Here is a 16,383-nt window from a genome sequence, read left to right as displayed (position 1 = left end):
CGCTAGGGTGGGATCCGTGACGGATACGCCTGACCTCTCCACGACCGCCGGCAAGATCGCCGACCTCCGCGCCCGCTACGACGAGGCCGTGGTCGCGCCCGAGGCGACGGCGAAGGAGAAGCAGCACGCGAAGGGCAAGATGACCGCCCGCGAGCGCATCGACCTGCTCGTCGACCCCGGGAGCTTCGTCGAGTTCGACGAGTACGTCCGGCACCGCACCACGGCCTTCGGGATGGACAAGTCCCGCCCCTACGGCGACTCCGTCGTGACCGGGATCGCCACGATCCACGGCCGGACGGTGGCGGTCTACTCCCAGGACTTCTCGACCTTCGGCGGCTCCCTCGGCGAGGTCTCGGGCGAGAAGATCATCAAGATCATGGAGTTCGCGCTGGGCAGCGGCGTGCCGATCATCGGCATCCTCGACTCCGGCGGCGCGCGCATCCAGGAGGGCGTGCTGGCGCTCAGCAAGTACGGCGAGATCTTCCGTCTGAACACTCGTTCCTCCGGTGTCATCCCGCAGATCTCGATCATCATGGGCCCGGCGGCCGGCGGCGCCGTCTACGGCCCGGCGCTCACCGACTTCGTGATCATGGTCGACAAGACCAGCCAGATGTTCGTCACCGGCCCCGACGTCATCAAGACGGTCACCGGCGAGGACGTCGGGATGGAGGAGCTGGGCGGGGCCTACACCCACAACACCCGCTCCGGCGTCGCGCACTATCTCGCCGAGGACGAGGACGACGCGATCGACTACGCGCGCACCCTCCTCGGCTTCCTCCCCGACAACAACATGGCGGAGCTGCCCACGTACGCCTCCGCGTTCGCGTTCGAGACGACCGACGCCGACCGCGTGCTGAACACGATCGTCCCGGACTCCCCCAACCAGCCGTACGACATCCACACGGTCATCGAGCACGTGGTGGACGACGGCGAGTTCCTGGAGGTCCAGCCGCTGTTCGCCCCGAACATCGTGATCGGGTTCGGGCGCGTCGAGGGCCGGTCGGTGGGCGTCATCGCCAACCAGCCATCGCAGATGGCGGGAACCCTGAACATCGAGGCCGGCGAGAAGGCCAGCCGCTTCGTCCGGTTCTGCGATGCGTTCTCGATCCCGATCGTCACCCTCGTCGACGTCCCCGGCTACCTCCCCGGGACCGACCAGGAGTGGACGGGAGTGATCCGCCGCGGCGCGAAGCTCATCTACGCCTACGCCGAGGCGACCGTGCCGCTGGTCACGGTGATCCTGCGGAAGGCATACGGCGGCGCCTACATCGTGATGGGCTCGAAGCAGCTGGGCGCCGACGTGAACCTCGCGTGGCCGACCGCCGAGATCGCCGTCATGGGCGGCCAGGGCGCGGTGAACATCCTCTATCGCGGGGAGATCAAGCGCGCGGAGGAGGCCGGGGAGGACGTCGCGGCGGTCCGCACGCGCCTGGCCAACGAGTACACCTACAACGTGACCTCCCCCTTCCTCGCCGCCGAGCGGGGCGAGCTGGACGGCATCATCGAGCCGGCGAACACGCGCGTGTCGATCGCGAAGGCGCTCCGCGCGCTCCGCGGGAAGCGTGCGGAGCTGCCTCCCAAGAAGCACGGGAACATTCCCCTGTGAGCGTCCAGGACCAGCCGGACGACTCCGCCGCCGCACCGGTCGACTTCCAGGTGCTCCGGGGAGCCGCGTCCGAGGAGGAGTTCGGGGCGCTGATCGCGGTCCTCTCGGAGGCGTTCACCGCCGAGGAGGCCGAGGCCGTGGCCGCGGAACCGCGGGTCTCGGCGTGGACGCGCACGCAGCGCCCGCTGCGGCGTCCGCTGCGACGGGACATCCCCTGGGGTCGTTTCTCGGGCTGACAGCCGGGCGCTCCGGCGCCTCCTGCACGTCCGGGACCCGTCGCGCATCATCCCAGAGAGGGATTCGCCGGGGCGATCTCCTCGAAAATGTCCCCCAAAGTACCTACAGACAGGACCTTGGCGAACAGCGAGACTTGTTCTTGCAACGCTTCGCGTTCGGCCGGTCCTCTGTCACAGGGTAGATAGACGATCACCGGTCTCCGCGGACGGTTTTCGGGTAACTGTTCCGCACCGGCGAGGGGCAGGCGGCTTCGCCGCCCCTCGCCCTCAAAGCGTCCGCCCCGGGATCCTCCTCCCTCACCGGGGCAGACGTTCGCCCCCGATGGTCAGGCTCGCTCAATGCGGAAGAGCGGATGACCTTCGAGCATCGCGATGGCCTGCATTCCCGGTGAGCTTTGCGATCGAACAAATTCCCAGTTACCGATGAGGAAGATCCGATCCTTCGCGCGTGTCAGCGCTACATTCAGCAGTTTTGCGGCGCTGTTCGCGCGTCGACCCGCGCGAAGGTCAGCGCCAGCGATCCAGCGCGGCTTGTCGTCTTGCATAAGGTCAAAGATGACAGTTTCGTACTCCTGCCCCTGGAATCGGTGAGCGGTTCCGGCGGGAAGGACAAGGCCACGGGCAGCAGCCTTGCTGGCGACCAGCTTGGCTTGGCCCACATATGGAGTGACGAACCCTGTGCTGCCCGTGGACAGCGCGGCGTAGTCGATCGCGATGTTCGCGGTGGCCTCGCAAGACCAGGACTCCCCGGCCTTCTTGAAACGAAGGCCAGTGACCCGTGACGTATCGATGAAGGTCATGACGGCGACGCCGTCCTCAGGATCAGATCTGGCGCTGTCGAGGAGCCCGTCATAGCAGAATCTGTTGACGACACTCGCAATGATCGGCGGGTACCGGTACTGCGTCGACAGCGCGATGCAACGTGGGTGCTCGTCCGCGCTCTTCCTGTCGGCGATCCCGACCAACTCGAAGACGTCGGAGGTGCGCCATGCCGCGATTCGACTCTCCTCCTCAGTGCGGGGGTCCTCGATCTCGTTGATAGGCGCATTCTGGAGGAAGTCCCCGACCACGGCGAGGGTGCGATCCGCCCGAGAACCGGCGTACACGACAGACGCCGCGGACGCACCCGCAGCTTCGTCGATGATGACGACATCGAACCTTCGAGCGAGAAGAGTCGGATTGAAGGTCAACGCCGTCAACGTGCACGCAACGACCGGCGCTTTCGCGAGAAGCTCTTCCTTGGTCTTGCGGTACTCGTCTTCCAGCACAGTCCGTGCGGACTCGAGATCCTCCAATGTGGCATCCAGCTCAGCGACTCGTTCTAGAAGGTTGCGATACTCGATGACGCGCTTCATCGACCCGTCCTGAACAGCGGCATTGATGAGCGAGGAATGAACATCGATGTCACCCACCTCCTCCTCAAGCTCGGAGATACGAGTGGCGATCTCGCGCCTGCGCTCCGTGACAGCCCTAACGATGTCGGCAGCGTCGTGGGCCGTCCGGGCGGCGACGACCTCCGCCCTCGCAGAGATAAGAAGAGCATCGCGTTCATCGTTCATATGATCGACTCGCACCGCTGCCTCTCGGAGCCGTCGTACCGCCTCGTCCCGGCGCGCACGTGCATCTTCGACGTTGAGCATGGCCGCCTGCTCACCCCGAAAAGCCTCCTCGTGAAGCAGTTCGTGACGACGGCGAATCCAGGGAAATACGCCACGCCAGCCGGATCGGAGAGATATCTCCGCTGTCCGAAGGTTTGAGGACGCAATCTTCAGCATCCTCTCCCGCGCGCGCACTTCGTCATGAAGGTGGTCTAAGGCGACCTTGTGCTCTGCGTGTCCATGAGTGACCCGTGCCAGTATCTCCTCGTGGGCACGAAGCCGATCGCCGGAGCCAGCAAATTCGGCGTAGGCACGATAGACCCTGCGGTGCTCCTCTTCTGCCTTTTGCTGCTCTTCGACGACGAGCGAAATGTCATCGCGAAGCCTCGATAAAGCTGTTAATTCGGCTTCTGCATCGACCGCGCGAATGAGTATCGTCACAGCGATCTCGGCCGCATCGAGCTCCCGTCTGATTCGGAGCTCAAGCACCCGGTCCTGATGACTCCTGTTCTCACCAATCGCCCCGTCGATGACAGCCCGACGCTGCTCAACGTTCGTAATGAGCGCAGCAGCCTTCTCCACAAGCAGGTATCGGTGCTCGGCGATTGCCGGCAGTACTTTCTGATCATCACCCGCATGTCGTACCAAGCGACCAGGCTCAGTCAATCCGAGACCGTACTTGACGTCGTCTTCGATGATGCCTCGAAGAACGTTGTCGACGGCGACGTTCGTGTGCGAGGCGATGAGCACGGACCGATCCGCGCGTAAAGCGTCGACGACGGCGCTGGTGATGACGGTCGTCTTCCCCGTCCCCGGAGGCCCCCATACGAGAAACCCGCCGGGAGAGGTCATTGCTGAGAGAGCCCGTAACTGTCCTTCATTCATCGCCCGATCGGGGGGCAGATAGTCAGGATTCTTCGCCACATGCGACGGGCCGGCGCCGACACGACTCCAGAGCGAGGCGAGCACGTCGCCACGGCTGGATTGACCGAGTGCTGACTGCAGCCCTTCCTTGATCTTCAGCTCTGTGTCGTCCGAACGGAACACGCGCACCTTGACGGCCTGAGCCAACCTGGCCCGACTCTGCGGAGGGATGGAAAGAGTCAGAAGCCCCTTGGATGGGAAGTACCGCTCATACTCCAGAGGCTGCCGGTTCTCCACCCGCTTCGGATCGAGGTCAGCATCGACTGCGAAGAACTTCGTTTGCTTCCACAGCACGCCTTGTCGGGAACCGACGACGATCTCTATTCTTCTCGCATCGCTGTTCCAGCCACACGGCATCGACGGCAACTCTACAGCGCTGCCGTGTAGCAACGCGTGCTGAACATCCCCCTCGATCGCCTCGGAGGCAAGCTCATGTATGCCCTTCCAGCCGAGTCCGAAAGCCCTCTCCCGCGCGGCCTGAACCGGGTCCTTGTCTCTATGACTCACTCGTGCTCCCCCCAGAGCTTGCTCTCACCTAACCATGGCATGACAAGACGCTGTATCGAAGTTGCTCAGCCCTTCTCGGCGCGGGGATCCCGTGCACTCCGGCGGATCTCCCGCCACAGCTCCACCGAGTCCTCGTCGGACGACTCTCCCGCAGCGGTGCGTCCCACGACCGTGACCGCGATCTCCGCGTCGCGGGCCGCGCGGATGATCAGCCGTGCGGAGTCGGCGTCGCGGAGCACCGCCGCCAGCTCCGCCCTGATCCGGTCCCGCGCGTCCTCGTCCAGCTCGTCGAGGCCGCCCTCGTCGAAGACCGTCACGGTCACACCCCGCCGGCGCGCCGCCGCGATCGATGCCCGCGCGTCCTCGTTGAGGAGGTTCGCACCGCGGATCTCGTCGCGCAGACGCCCCTCCGCGAGCCGCGCCTCGAGACGCTCCTCCTGGCCGAGGTCGCCCGTCGACTCGATCACCCGGGAGAGCACAGGACCCGCCACGGCGAGCGCGTACTGCACGCGCACCCGACGCTCCCGCTGCCGCACCGCCTGCGTCGTGTGCCAGGCGGACGCCGCCTGCTGGATCCCCACGAGCCGGTCGGTGTCGCGCACCGCCCGGTCCCAGAAGGCCGAGAGCAGCTGGGCGATGACCATCCACACCGCGGAGCCGACGAGACCGAGGTCCAGCGCGCCGTCCATGCCGATCCAGACGCTCGTCGTCGCCGTGAGCGCGACGAGCACGAGCCAGCCGAGGAGCGATCGCCGGCGGACGATGCAGATCACGCCGATGAGTCCCACCCCGCCGATGTACCAGGTGGCGTACGGTGCCCGGAGGGCCGCCGGGTCCAGGGCGAGGTTGGCCAGCACCGGGATCACCGCACCTGCGGCCAGCGCGATCGCCGCGAACGGCATCGGCATGCGCAGCCGCCGCCCCGCGCCGACGATCACGGTCAGCGCGATCACCGCGAGGAAGAGCAGGACCGAGGCGACCAGCAGCCACGGGACCCGAGGCGGGACCGTCCACCACAGCCCCCGGAAGGCGAGGTAGAGGGCGAACCCGATCGCCAGGATCGTGGCGACGCTGCGGACCGTGAGCCTCACGAGACGGACCATCCCAGCGTCACGCTCGTGCCCCGCCGATCCGACTCGATCGTCGCGGTCCCGCCGACCGCCGCCATCCTCGCCAGGATCGAGGCGCGGATGCCGAGCCGGTCGGCCCCGACCGCCTCGGGGTCGAATCCGCCGCCGGTGTCGCTGACCTTCACGGTCAGGCCGGTCTCGCCGTGCCCCTCGACGACGATCACGAGCCCCCGCCCCGCGGCGTGCACGATGGCGTTGCCGATCGCCTGGCGCGCGGCGAGCGCGACGGCGCGCGCCACCCGGTCGGGCACCGCGCCGTGGCCGAAGCAGTCGACGATCGCGGTCGTGTCCATCTCGGCGACGACGCGCTCGAGGTCCTCGGCGATGCGCGCGATCTCGACGGGCTCCTCGCTCCCCTCCTGCGCGCTGGACGCCTCGGCGTTGGCGAGGCGGGTGAGGGCCTCCCGTGCCATCGCGACGGCGAGGTCCTTCTCACGGTCGGTGCGCGCGCGCTCCGCCGCGATGAGGGCCGCGAGCACGCTGTCGTGCATGAGGGCCGCCACCGCGACCCGTTCCTCCTCCGCCGCGGCAGCCGCAGCGGCGGCGGCATACGAGGCGACGGCCCTGCCCCTGGCATCGTCCACGCCCGCGGCGACGGAGCGGAACATCCATGCGAGCGCGACCAGGACGCATCCGAGGATCAGGGTGAAGGAGACGTCGAAGGCGATGGTCTCCCAGAAGCCGGCGGCGAAGCCGCCCTGCGCGAGACGGACGAAGCCGTACAGGAAGGGACCGAGCAGCGCCCACAGCAGTTGGAGCACGATCGGGAAGGCCACGACCGCCGCCACTCCGGCGACGTTCACGAGGAAGAAAATCCAGGGCTGGCTCGTCGGAGAGCCGCCGTGCAGCGCGACGAACGGCCACAGCGCGAGGACGAGGGCGTAGGCGATCGTGAACGAACCGGCAGCGACCCGCACGCCGCGCCCGATCACGCAGGCGACGAGCATGATCGCCAACGGGACGAAGGCCAGGAGGATCAGCGCGACGTGGGGCACGTCGATGCGCGACACCTTGCCGATCGCGGAGATGAACGCCTGGACGCCGAGGGCGAGCGCGCCGACGCCGACGACGATCGCGATGATGCGCTCCATCCGCTTCCCGGCGAAACGCTCCAGCTCCCGGCCCACCTCCCCCGGCGACGGGATCTTCTCCCAGGCCGCCCGAAGGGTCGTGTCAGGGGACAATCGAGTGATCCTCCTGCGGCGGGTTGAGGATACCGTCCTCCATCGCCCGTCGCAGCAGATCGATCTTCGTCGGCGCGGGACGCCCCACATCGACGTACTTCACGCGGATGCGCGTGATGTTCTCCTTCGCCGTGGAGTACGCGACCCCCAGCCGCTCGGCGACCGCCTTCAGCGGCAGCCCGGTCGCGTACAGGCGGAGGACCTCGCGCTCGCGCACCGAGAGCTGGGCGTCGGCGAAGGCGCGATCGCCCTCGACGGCGCTGGCCCACTCGACGTTGTTCAGCGCCTCTCCCTGCGCGACGGTGCGCACGGCGGCGATGACGTCGTCGATCGGCGAGGACTTGCTGATGATGCCGGCAGCGCCGGCCGCGAGCGCCTCGCGCACCGCCGCCGGGCGGTCGGCCACGCTGTGGATCACGACGCTGGATCCGTCGGCCACGAGCCGCATCACGTTCTCGGTCACCGTCGTGCCGTCGCCGAGGGTCAGGTCGAGCACCACGACATCGGCCGGCGGCATCCCCGTCGTCCTCCGCCGATCGAGGTACTCCCCGACGCCGCCGCCGGCGAAGACGAGCGCGAACCCCGCCCCTTCCAAGGTCGCCGAGAGCCCGAGCCGAACGGACTCGTGATCGTCGATGAGGGCTACGCTGCTCATCCCGTCAGCCTACTCAGGCGCCGCCGCGGCGACCGGCGGGGGTGAGCAGCGCGATCGCCTCGAAGTGGTGGGAGTGCGGGAAGAGATCGAGAGCGCGGAGCTCCTCGGCCTCGTAGCCGAGACCCCGGAACGTCCCGAGGTCCCTCGCGAGCGCCACGGGATCGCAGGCGACATACGCGATCGAGGCGGGCCCGAGCCCCGCGACCGCCTCGACCACCGCGCGGCCGGCGCCGGCGCGCGGTGGATCCAGGACCACGGCTCCCCCGGCGACGGCGGCGCCATCGTCGCCCTCGCGGAGGGCGGCGAGGAAGCGGTCGGCGCGTGCGGTCACGGCCTCGACCCCGAGGTCCTCGAGGTTCGCCCGCGCGTGCTGGGTGGCGCGGGCGCTCGCCTCCACCGTGGTGATCCGCCGGGCGCCGAGGCGTCCGAGCGTGGCAGCGAAGAGCCCGACGCCGCCGTAGAGGTCCAGATGCGCCGCGTCGGGATCGACCCGTCCCGCCAGGAGGTCGGCCACCACAGCGTCGAGCGTCGCGGCGGCGCCGGCGTGCACCTGCCAGAACCCGTTGACGTCGAGGAGGAACTCCCGGTCGCCGACCCGCTCGCGGATGACCTCCGGCACGGGGCGGGCGGGACGGCGGCTCCGGCGTCCTCCGCCGCTCTGCGCCTTCGTCGCGGGGCGGGGCCGGTCGTCCGCCCGTTCCAGGACGCGCACGCGCCCGTCCGCCGGCTCGACGAGCTCGATCCGGCCCTCATGACGACGTCCCGCCGTTCCCGCCAGCTCGCGCGCGGCCTCGGCGACGGCGGGACGGGCGAGCGGATGGTCGGCGACCGGGACGACCCGATGGCTGCGGGCGGCGAACGGGCCGACGCGGCCGTCGGCGTCCACATGCAGAGTGACCCGGGTGCGCCAACCCTCCTCCGCGCCCCCGATGTCCTCGATCTCCGGCGCCTCGATGCCCCCTCCGGCGAAGCGGTCCAGCGCCTCGGCGAGCACTCGGCGCTTGAGGGCGCGCTGATGCCCGATCTCGATGTGGCCGAGGTCCGCGCCGCCCGGTCGGGACGACGGCGCGATCCGCACGTCCGCCTCCGCCCAGACGTGCGCGCGACGGTGCGGCGATGCGGCGAGCACCTCGACGGTCTCGGCCCGCCAGAAGGCGTCCTTCGACGCGTCGCTCACCTGCGCGCGGACCCGTTCGCCGGGGATGGCGTCGGCGACGAACACGACCCGGCCCTCGTGCCGAGCCACCATGACCCCGCCGTGTGCGATGCCGGTCACGTCGAGCTCGAGGATGTCGCCAGGGGTAGTCACCTACCGATGATCCCACGGCGGATAGCGTGGACGCATGCGCGTCTGCCTCGCCTCCACCTCCCCCGCCCGCCTCGCCCTGCTGCGGCAGAGCGGCATCGAGCCGCTCACGATGGCCCCCGACGTCGACGAGGACGCCGTCGCCCGCGCGGAGGAGGAACGCCGGGGCGCGCCGCTGGAGCCGGCCGAGATCGTCCTGCTGCTCGGCAGGGCGAAGGCCGCGGACGTCGCGGCGCGCCTGAGCGCGGAGGATCCCGCCTTCGAGGGGATCGTGATCGGCGGCGACTCGATGTTCGCGATCGACGGCCGGGTGTACGGCAAGCCGCATCGCGCCGACGAGGCGATCCGCCGCTGGGAGGAGATGCGCGGTCGCACCGGCGTGCTGCACTCCGGGCACAGCGTCTTCCTGATCCGGCCGGGCGGTGAGCCCGTCGAGGCGTGGGCGTCCGCCGAGGCATCCGTCTCGTTCGCCGCCGACGTCACGGCCGAGGAGATCCGCGCCTACGTCGCCTCCCGCGAGCCGCTCCAGGTCGCGGGGGCCTTCACCGTGGACGGTCTCGGCGGGGCGTTCATCGAGCGGGTCGAGGGGGATCCTTCGACCGTCGTCGGCATGTCGCTGTCGATGCTGCGGCGGCTCGCCGGTGAGCTCGGCGTGCGGTGGACCGACCTGTGGAATCGGGTCGGCTGACCGTCCCATCCCCGGGGGAGCCGAGACCGGCTCGTAGAGTCTCGCCCACGTCTGGCAGAGATTCTTGTGGAGAGTCGTCAAAAGGATCGGGCCGACGGTCGATAGGCTGACGTTCATGCCTGAAATCGCCAAGGTGCTCGTCGCCAACCGCGGCGAGATCGCCGTCCGCATCATCCGCGCCGCGCGCGACTCCGGTCTCTCCTCCGTCGCCGTCTACGCGGATCAGGACCGGGACGCCCTGCACGCGAGGCTCGCCGACGAGGCCTACGCGCTCGACGGCGCCACCAGCGCCGACACCTACCTGCAGATCGACAAGATCCTCTCCGTCGCACGCCGCGCCGGAGCAGACGCCGTGCACCCCGGGTACGGCTTCCTCGCCGAGAACGCCGACTTCGCCCGCGCGGTGATCGGCGCAGGAATGGTCTGGATCGGCCCGTCGCCCGAGGCGATCGAGTCGCTCGGCGACAAGGTGACGGCCCGCCACGTCGCCGAGAAGGTCGGCGCCCCCCTCGCGCCCGGCACCCCCGGTCCCGTCGAGACCGCCGAGGAGGTCGTGGCGTTCGCCGAGCAGGTGGGTCTTCCCATCGCGATCAAGGCGGCCTACGGCGGCGGCGGACGCGGCCTGAAGGTCGCCCGCGAGCTGGGCGAGGTCGCGGAGATGTTCGAGTCCGCCACCCGCGAGGCCATCGCCGCGTTCGGTCGCGGCGAGTGCTTCGTCGAGAAGTACCTCGACAAGCCGCGCCACGTCGAGACCCAGTGCCTCGCGGACGCCGCGGGCAACGTCGTCGTCATCTCCACCCGCGACTGCTCACTGCAGCGCCGTCACCAGAAGCTCGTCGAGGAGGCGCCGGCGCCGTTCCTCACGGAGGAGCAGAACCGCATCCTCTACGAGGCGTCCAAGGCGATCCTGCGCGAGGTCGGCTACGTCGGAGCAGGCACGTGCGAGTTCCTGATCGGCGCCGACGGCACGATCTCCTTCCTCGAGGTCAACACCCGCCTCCAGGTGGAGCACCCGGTCTCCGAGGAGGTCACCGGGATCGACCTCGTCCGCGAGCAGTTCCGGATCGCCGCCGGCGGCACGATCGACTACGAGGATCCCGCCCCTCAGGGCCACTCGTTCGAGTTCCGCATCAACGGCGAGGACCCAGGACGCGGCTTCCTCCCGCAGCCGGGCCCGATCCAGGTGTTCAAGACCTTCGGCGGCCCGGGCATCCGACTCGACTCCGGCGTGACCGCGGGCGACGAGGTCTCGGGCGCGTTCGACTCGCTGCTGGCGAAGATCATCGTCACCGGCAAGGATCGTGCGGAGGCGCTGGAGCGCTCCCGACGCGCTCTCGACGAGTTCGAGGTCGCGGGCCTGCCCACGGTCCTCCCCTTCCACCGCAAGGTCGTCCGTGACCCCGCGTTCGTCGCGGAGGACGGCGTCTTCGGCGTGTTCACGCGCTGGATCGAGACCGAGTTCGTGAACGACATCCCCGCCTGGGACGGAGAGCTGGAGGCCCCTGCGGCCTCAGCCGGCCGCCACACCGTGGTCGTCGAGGTCGGGGGCAAGCGCCTCGAGGTGAGCCTCCCCGACCGGGTGGCAGCCGCAGCGGGCAGCGCAGGGCGCCCCGCCGCCGTGCCGCCGTCGCGCCGCAGCCACGCCACAAGCGCGTCGGCCGGGGCATCGGGCGACGCCGTGAAGTCCCCGATGCAGGCGACGATCGTGAAGGTCGCCGTCGAGGAGGGGCAACAGGTCGTGAAGGGCGACCTCGTCGTGGTCCTCGAGGCCATGAAGATGGAGCAGCCCCTCCAGGCCCACAAGGACGGCGTGGTCGGCGCGATCAACGCCGCCCCCGGCGAGACCGTCACCGCGGGCCATCAGCTCCTCACGATCAGCTGACCCCCGCTCTCGCGCCTCGCTCTCACACCTCGCACTCGCGTCGAGCGCTGGCACCCCGCGCTCGCACCTCGCACTCGCGTCCAGCGCTGGCACCCCGCGCTGGCGTCGAGCGCTGTCGTTCCCGTCGCGATTTCGGCCGCTCCGGCCGCGCACGGACGGCCGAAATCGCGACCGGAGCGAACACCCGCACCACACTCGTACCACGGACGGGCCGGGGACGGTTCGAAGGCACAGGCCGCGAGACTGCATCTGCGTCTCGAGACTGCGCGATTTTCGCGCAGTCTCGAGCGGGAGATGCAGTCTCGGAAGGCGGATGCTGTCTCGCGGGGAGCGGAGCGAGCGGACGCGGGAGCGGGAGCGCTACATGTTGCCGAGGTGCATCGCCCTGGTCGCGTCGGTGATGCTGCCGGACAGCGAGGGGTAGGCCGCGAACACCCGGGACACCTGGTCCACGGTGAGGCGACGCTCCACCGCGACCGCGATCGGGTAGATCAGCTCGGACGCCTTGGGCGCCACGATCACGCCTCCGATCACGGTGCCCGATCCCTTGCGAGCGATGATCTTGACGAAGCCGTCCTTGATGCCCATCATCTTCGCGCGGGGGTTGGCGGCCAGCGGCAGCTTGTAGACGAAGCCGTCGGCCGCGCCGTTCTGCACGTCCTGCTCCGAGTACCCGACGGTCGCGATCTCCGGGGCGGTGAAGATGTTCGCGGTGATCTTGCGCTGCTCGATCGGGATCACGATGTCGCCGAGGGCGTGGAAGACCGCGGTGCGCCCCTGCATCGCGGCAACCGAGGCGAGCGGGAAGAAGTTCGTGCAGTCGCCGGCCGCGTAGACGTTGGACACGGACGTGCGCGCGACGCGGTTGACGCGGATGTGACCGGACTCGGTCAGCTCGATCCCGGCCTCCTCCAGCCCGATCCCCGTCGTGTTCGGGATCGACCCGACCGCCATGAGGCAGTGGCTGCCCTCGACGGTGCGGCCGTCGGCGAGCGTGACCAGGACGCCGTCGTCGGTGCGCTCCACGCTCTCCGCTCTGGACTTGGAGAGCACCTGCATGCCGCCCCGCTTGAAGACCTTCTCCAGGACCTTCGCCGCGTCCTCGTCCTCGCCGGGGAGCACCTGGTCGCGGCTGGAGACGAGGGTGACCTTGCCCCCGAGGTTCATGTAGGCCGAGGCGAACTCGGCGCCGGTGACGCCCGAGCCGACGACGATCAGGTGCTCCGGCAGCGCCTTCATGCCGTAGAGCTGGGTCCAGGTGAGGATCCGGTCGCCGTCGGGCTTGGCGGAGTCGAGCTCGCGCGGCGATGCACCGACCGCGACGACGAGGGTGCCGGCCTCGACGCGGTCGAAGTCCGTCCCGCCCGGGCCCGTGGACACGACGATCCCGCCGGGACCGTCCAGGCGTCCGTGGCCGGACAGGATGCGCACGCCCGCCTCGACCAGCGCCGAGCGCATGTCGTCGGACTGCTGACGCGCGAGGGTCAGGAGCCGGTTGTTCACGGCGGCGAGGTTGATCGCGACGCGGGGCTTCAGGGGCTTCCCCTCGGCGCCCTTCGCGTAGAACTGCACGCCGAGGTCGGACGCCTCGGTGATCGCGACGGCGGCGTCGGCCGTCGCGATCAGGCTCTTCGACGGGACGACATCGGTGAGGACCGCGGATCCGCCCACGCCGACGCGCTCGACCAGCGTCACCTCCGCCCCGAGCTGGGCGGCAGCGAGCGCCGCCTCGTAGCCGCCGGGACCGCCGCCGAGGACGGCGACGCTCTGCCTGATCGCGAAGGGAGCCTGAGACATGAAAACCATTCTCCCGCATATCTGGCACCCTCACGGGCACAGTTCCTAGAGTGGATCCATGCCAGAGATCCATGACAACCCCCTCGACGCCCCCTCCGCCGATCCGTTCGCGATCGCCGCCGAGGCCGCCGCCGACATCCACCGGCTCACCGGGGTCGAGACCCACGACGTCGCCGTCACCCTCGGCTCGGGCTGGGGGAAGGCCGCCGAGCTCATCGGCGAGACCGTCGCCACCATCCCCGCCACCGAGGTCGCCGGCTTCTCCAAGCCCGCGCTGGAGGGTCACGTCGGGACTCTGCGCAGCATCCGCACGCCCGGAGGCGCGCACGTGCTGGTCATCGGCGCGCGCACCCACTACTACGAGGGGCACGGCGTCCGCCGCGTCGTGCACAGCGTCCGCACGGCCGCAGCGACCGGCGCCAAGACCATGGTGCTCACCAACGGCGCCGGCGGCGTCCGCGAGTCCTGGAGCCCCGGCCAGCCCGTGCTGATCAGCGACCACATCAACCTCACCGCGGACTCCCCGCTCGAGGGGGCGACCTTCATCGACCTCACCGACCTCTACTCCTCGCGTCTGCGCGACCTCGCCCACACGATCGACCCCTCGCTCGACGAGGGCGTCTACTGCCAGTTCCGCGGACCGCACTACGAGACCCCCGCCGAGGTGCGGATGGCCAAGGCCATCGGCGGCGACATCGTCGGCATGTCCACCGCCCTGGAGGCGATCGCCGCCCGCGAGGCGGGCATGGAGGTGCTCGGGTTCTCGCTCATCACGAACCTCGCCGCCGGAATCCAGAAGACGCCCCTCAGCCACGCCGAGGTGATCGAGGCCGGTCGCGAGGCCGAGCCCGTGATCTCCTCGCTCCTGGCCCGTGTGATCGGGGCGCTGTGAGCGAGCAGCCGGCACAGGACCGGCTCTCCCAGGCCCGCGCTTGGCTCCGGCAGGATCCGGATCCGCAGACCCGTGACGAGCTCGCCGGGATCATCACCCGCGCCTCGGCCGGCGAGGCGACCGCCCTCGCCGAGCTCGAGGACCGCTTCGGGTCGCGGCTCGCCTTCGGGACCGCGGGACTGCGCGGAGAGCTCGCCGCCGGGAGCAACCGCATGAACCGGGTGCTCGTCGCGCAGGCGGCCGCCGGATTCGCGGCGTTCCTCGCCGACCGGGCGGAGGCCGGAGTCGTCCCCACCGTCGTGATCGGCTACGACGGACGCAGGAACTCCCGGGTCTTCGCGCAGGACTCCGCCGAGATCTTCGCCGGTGCCGGGCTCCGCGCGATCCTCCTCCCCCGTCTCCTGCCGACCCCGGTGCTCGCGTTCGCCGTGCGCCACCTGGCCGCCGACGCCGGCGTCATGGTCACGGCCAGCCACAACCCGCCGAACGACAACGGCTACAAGGTGTACCTCGGCGGGGCCGACCACGGGTCGCAGATCGTCTCGCCCGCCGACGCCGAGATCGCCGCCCGCATCGAGCAGGTCGCAGCCCTCGGGGACGTCGGGGCGCTCCCGCGCTCCTCGGCGTACGAGACCGCCGGGGAGGACGTCGTCGAGGCGTACGTCCAGGCGACCGCCGCCGTGGCCCCCGCGCCGGAGACGGCGGCCGGGCTCCGGTGGGTGTATACGGCGATGCACGGCGTGGGCTGGGAGACCTTCTCCCGGATCGTGGAGGCCGCGGGCTACCCCGCGCCGCGCACCGTGGACGCCCAGCTCCACCCCGATCCCGCTTTCCGCACCGTCTCCTTCCCCAATCCCGAGGAGCCCGGCGCGATGGACCTGTCCTTCGCACGGGCGCGGAACACGGGTGCCGAGCTCGTGATCGCGAACGACCCTGATGCGGACCGTCTCGCCGTGGCCGTCCCCGACGCCACCGCCGCCGGCGGCTGGCGCCGTCTCTCCGGCAACGAGGTCGGCCTGCTGCTCGGCCGCCGCGCGGCACGGGCAGCGGCCGGACGCGATGGCGCATCGCTGGCGTGCTCCCTCGTCTCCTCGCCCGGTCTCGGCGCGATCGCCGAACGCCACGGCCTCGCCTTCCACGAGACGCTCACGGGCTTCAAGTGGATCTCCCGCGCCCCCGGCATGGTGTTCGGCTACGAGGAGGCCCTGGGCTACCTCGTGAATCCGGGCACGGTGCGGGACAAGGACGGCATCTCCGCGGCCCTCGCGCTGCTGGAGCTCGCCGCTGAGGCACGAGGCCGCGGTGCGACGGTGCTCGACCTGCTGGACGAGCTCGCCGCCGAGATCGGTCACTTCGCGAGCGACCAGGTCTCGATCAGGGTCCAGGACGTCGCCGTCATCGGCAGGATCATGACGGCGCTCCGCGAGCGTCCGCCCGTCGCCTTCGGGGAGACCGCCGTGGAATCCGCCGAGGACCTCCTCACCGTCGGCGGAGACGCCCCGGCGGGCGACGTGCTGCGCTACCGCCTCGCCGACGGGTCGCGCGTGATCGTGCGTCCCAGCGGAACGGAGCCGAAGCTCAAGGTGTACATCGACGCCCGCGCCGAGTCCGCCGAGTCCGCGCGCACGGCGATCGGCCGTCTCAGCGACGCGGTGCGCGCCCTCCTGGACGAGCTGGGCTGAGGATGCCCTCCCGACGCGTCGTGATCCGGACCGCGGGCGGGGCGCATGCGCGCCCCGTCGCGGAGCTCGCGCGTCTGGCCCTGGCCCACCCGGGACCGGTCACCCTGACCGGCCCCGACGGGGCCAGGGTCGATCTCCGCAGCGTCCTCGCGGTGATGGACCTGGCGCTGCTCCCCGGGGACGAGGTCGAGCTCACCGCCGACGGAGCAGGCGCCGACACGCTGCTGGAGGAGATGGGCCGCGTCCTCGACGGCTGAGGCGCGACGTCTGAGCGGGCAGGCGCCGGCCGGGCGATG

Annotated in this window: 13 protein-coding genes; 7 read left to right on the top strand and 6 right to left on the bottom strand. The window is 70.1% G+C overall.

Annotated elements, in window-relative coordinates; all coding sequences use genetic code 11:
• The first annotated feature begins 7 nt into the window (after positions 1–7).
• Positions 8–1,606, top strand: a complete 1,599-nt coding sequence (locus tag J2Y69_RS04400) for an acyl-CoA carboxylase subunit beta (RefSeq protein ID WP_396653042.1) — start codon at positions 8–10, stop codon at positions 1,604–1,606.
• Positions 1,603–1,842, top strand: coding sequence for an acyl-CoA carboxylase epsilon subunit (locus tag J2Y69_RS04395; RefSeq protein ID WP_310017965.1), 240 nt, complete (start codon positions 1,603–1,605; stop codon positions 1,840–1,842). The genes J2Y69_RS04400 and J2Y69_RS04395 overlap by 4 nt, the downstream gene beginning before the upstream one ends.
• 326 nt (positions 1,843–2,168) lie before the next feature.
• Here the strand turns inward: J2Y69_RS04395 and J2Y69_RS04390 are convergent, their stop codons facing one another.
• The 5 genes from J2Y69_RS04390 to J2Y69_RS04370 form a co-directional block, all read right to left on the bottom strand.
• Positions 2,169–4,871, bottom strand: coding sequence for a DEAD/DEAH box helicase (locus J2Y69_RS04390; protein WP_310017963.1), 2,703 nt, complete (start codon positions 4,869–4,871; stop codon positions 2,169–2,171).
• A gap of 65 nt (positions 4,872–4,936) precedes the next feature.
• A complete protein-coding gene (locus J2Y69_RS04385; protein WP_310017960.1) occupies positions 4,937–5,962 on the bottom strand; it encodes a hypothetical protein in 1,026 nt (341 codons plus the stop codon).
• Entirely contained in the window at positions 5,959–7,185 is a 1,227-nt protein-coding gene (locus tag J2Y69_RS04380) for an ATP-binding protein (protein ID WP_310017959.1), read from the bottom strand. The genes J2Y69_RS04385 and J2Y69_RS04380 overlap by 4 nt, the downstream gene beginning before the upstream one ends.
• Positions 7,175–7,840: a response regulator transcription factor gene (locus tag J2Y69_RS04375; RefSeq protein WP_310017957.1), complete on the bottom strand. Its 666-nt coding sequence runs from the start codon at positions 7,838–7,840 to the stop codon at positions 7,175–7,177. The genes J2Y69_RS04380 and J2Y69_RS04375 overlap by 11 nt, the downstream gene beginning before the upstream one ends.
• A 13-nt stretch (positions 7,841–7,853) precedes the next feature.
• Positions 7,854–9,149: a class I SAM-dependent RNA methyltransferase gene (locus J2Y69_RS04370; protein WP_396653037.1), complete on the bottom strand. Its 1,296-nt coding sequence runs from the start codon at positions 9,147–9,149 to the stop codon at positions 7,854–7,856.
• Between the two features lie 34 nt (positions 9,150–9,183).
• Here J2Y69_RS04370 and J2Y69_RS04365 point away from each other — a divergent pair, with 34 nt between their 5' ends.
• On the top strand, positions 9,184–9,834 hold the full coding sequence (locus J2Y69_RS04365; RefSeq protein ID WP_310017955.1) for a Maf family protein: 651 nt from the start codon (positions 9,184–9,186) through the stop codon (positions 9,832–9,834).
• A gap of 115 nt (positions 9,835–9,949) precedes the next feature.
• Complete coding sequence (locus tag J2Y69_RS04360; RefSeq protein ID WP_310017954.1) at positions 9,950–11,716, top strand: ATP-binding protein; 1,767 nt, start codon at positions 9,950–9,952, stop codon at positions 11,714–11,716.
• A 360-nt stretch (positions 11,717–12,076) separates the two neighbouring features.
• On the opposite strand, the gene J2Y69_RS04355 is transcribed toward J2Y69_RS04360, so the two are convergent.
• Positions 12,077–13,513 carry an NAD(P)H-quinone dehydrogenase gene (locus J2Y69_RS04355; RefSeq protein WP_310017952.1) on the bottom strand — a complete coding sequence of 479 codons (1,437 nt, stop codon included), beginning with the start codon at positions 13,511–13,513 and terminating at the stop codon, positions 12,077–12,079.
• 58 nt (positions 13,514–13,571) lie between these two features.
• Between J2Y69_RS04355 and J2Y69_RS04350 the strand changes: the two genes are divergently transcribed.
• The 3 genes from J2Y69_RS04350 to J2Y69_RS04340 are packed head-to-tail and all read left to right on the top strand — an operon-like array spanning position 13,572 to position 16,344.
• The gene (locus J2Y69_RS04350) at positions 13,572–14,405 is read left to right on the top strand and encodes a purine-nucleoside phosphorylase (protein ID WP_310017949.1); all 834 of its coding nucleotides are present in this window, start codon (positions 13,572–13,574) and stop codon (positions 14,403–14,405) included.
• Positions 14,402–16,087: a phospho-sugar mutase gene (locus J2Y69_RS04345; protein WP_310017947.1), complete on the top strand. Its 1,686-nt coding sequence runs from the start codon at positions 14,402–14,404 to the stop codon at positions 16,085–16,087. The genes J2Y69_RS04350 and J2Y69_RS04345 overlap by 4 nt, the downstream gene beginning before the upstream one ends.
• A 2-nt stretch (positions 16,088–16,089) precedes the next feature.
• Positions 16,090–16,344, top strand: a complete 255-nt coding sequence (locus J2Y69_RS04340) for an HPr family phosphocarrier protein (protein WP_310017945.1) — start codon at positions 16,090–16,092, stop codon at positions 16,342–16,344.
• Positions 16,345–16,383 lie beyond the last annotated feature (39 nt).

Source organism: Microbacterium resistens (genome assembly GCF_031456305.1).
GTDB classification, from domain to species: domain Bacteria; phylum Actinomycetota; class Actinomycetes; order Actinomycetales; family Microbacteriaceae; genus Microbacterium; species Microbacterium resistens_A.
The sequence above is the reverse complement of the archived record's forward strand: the minus strand, read 5'-3'. Positions and strand labels throughout refer to the sequence as shown.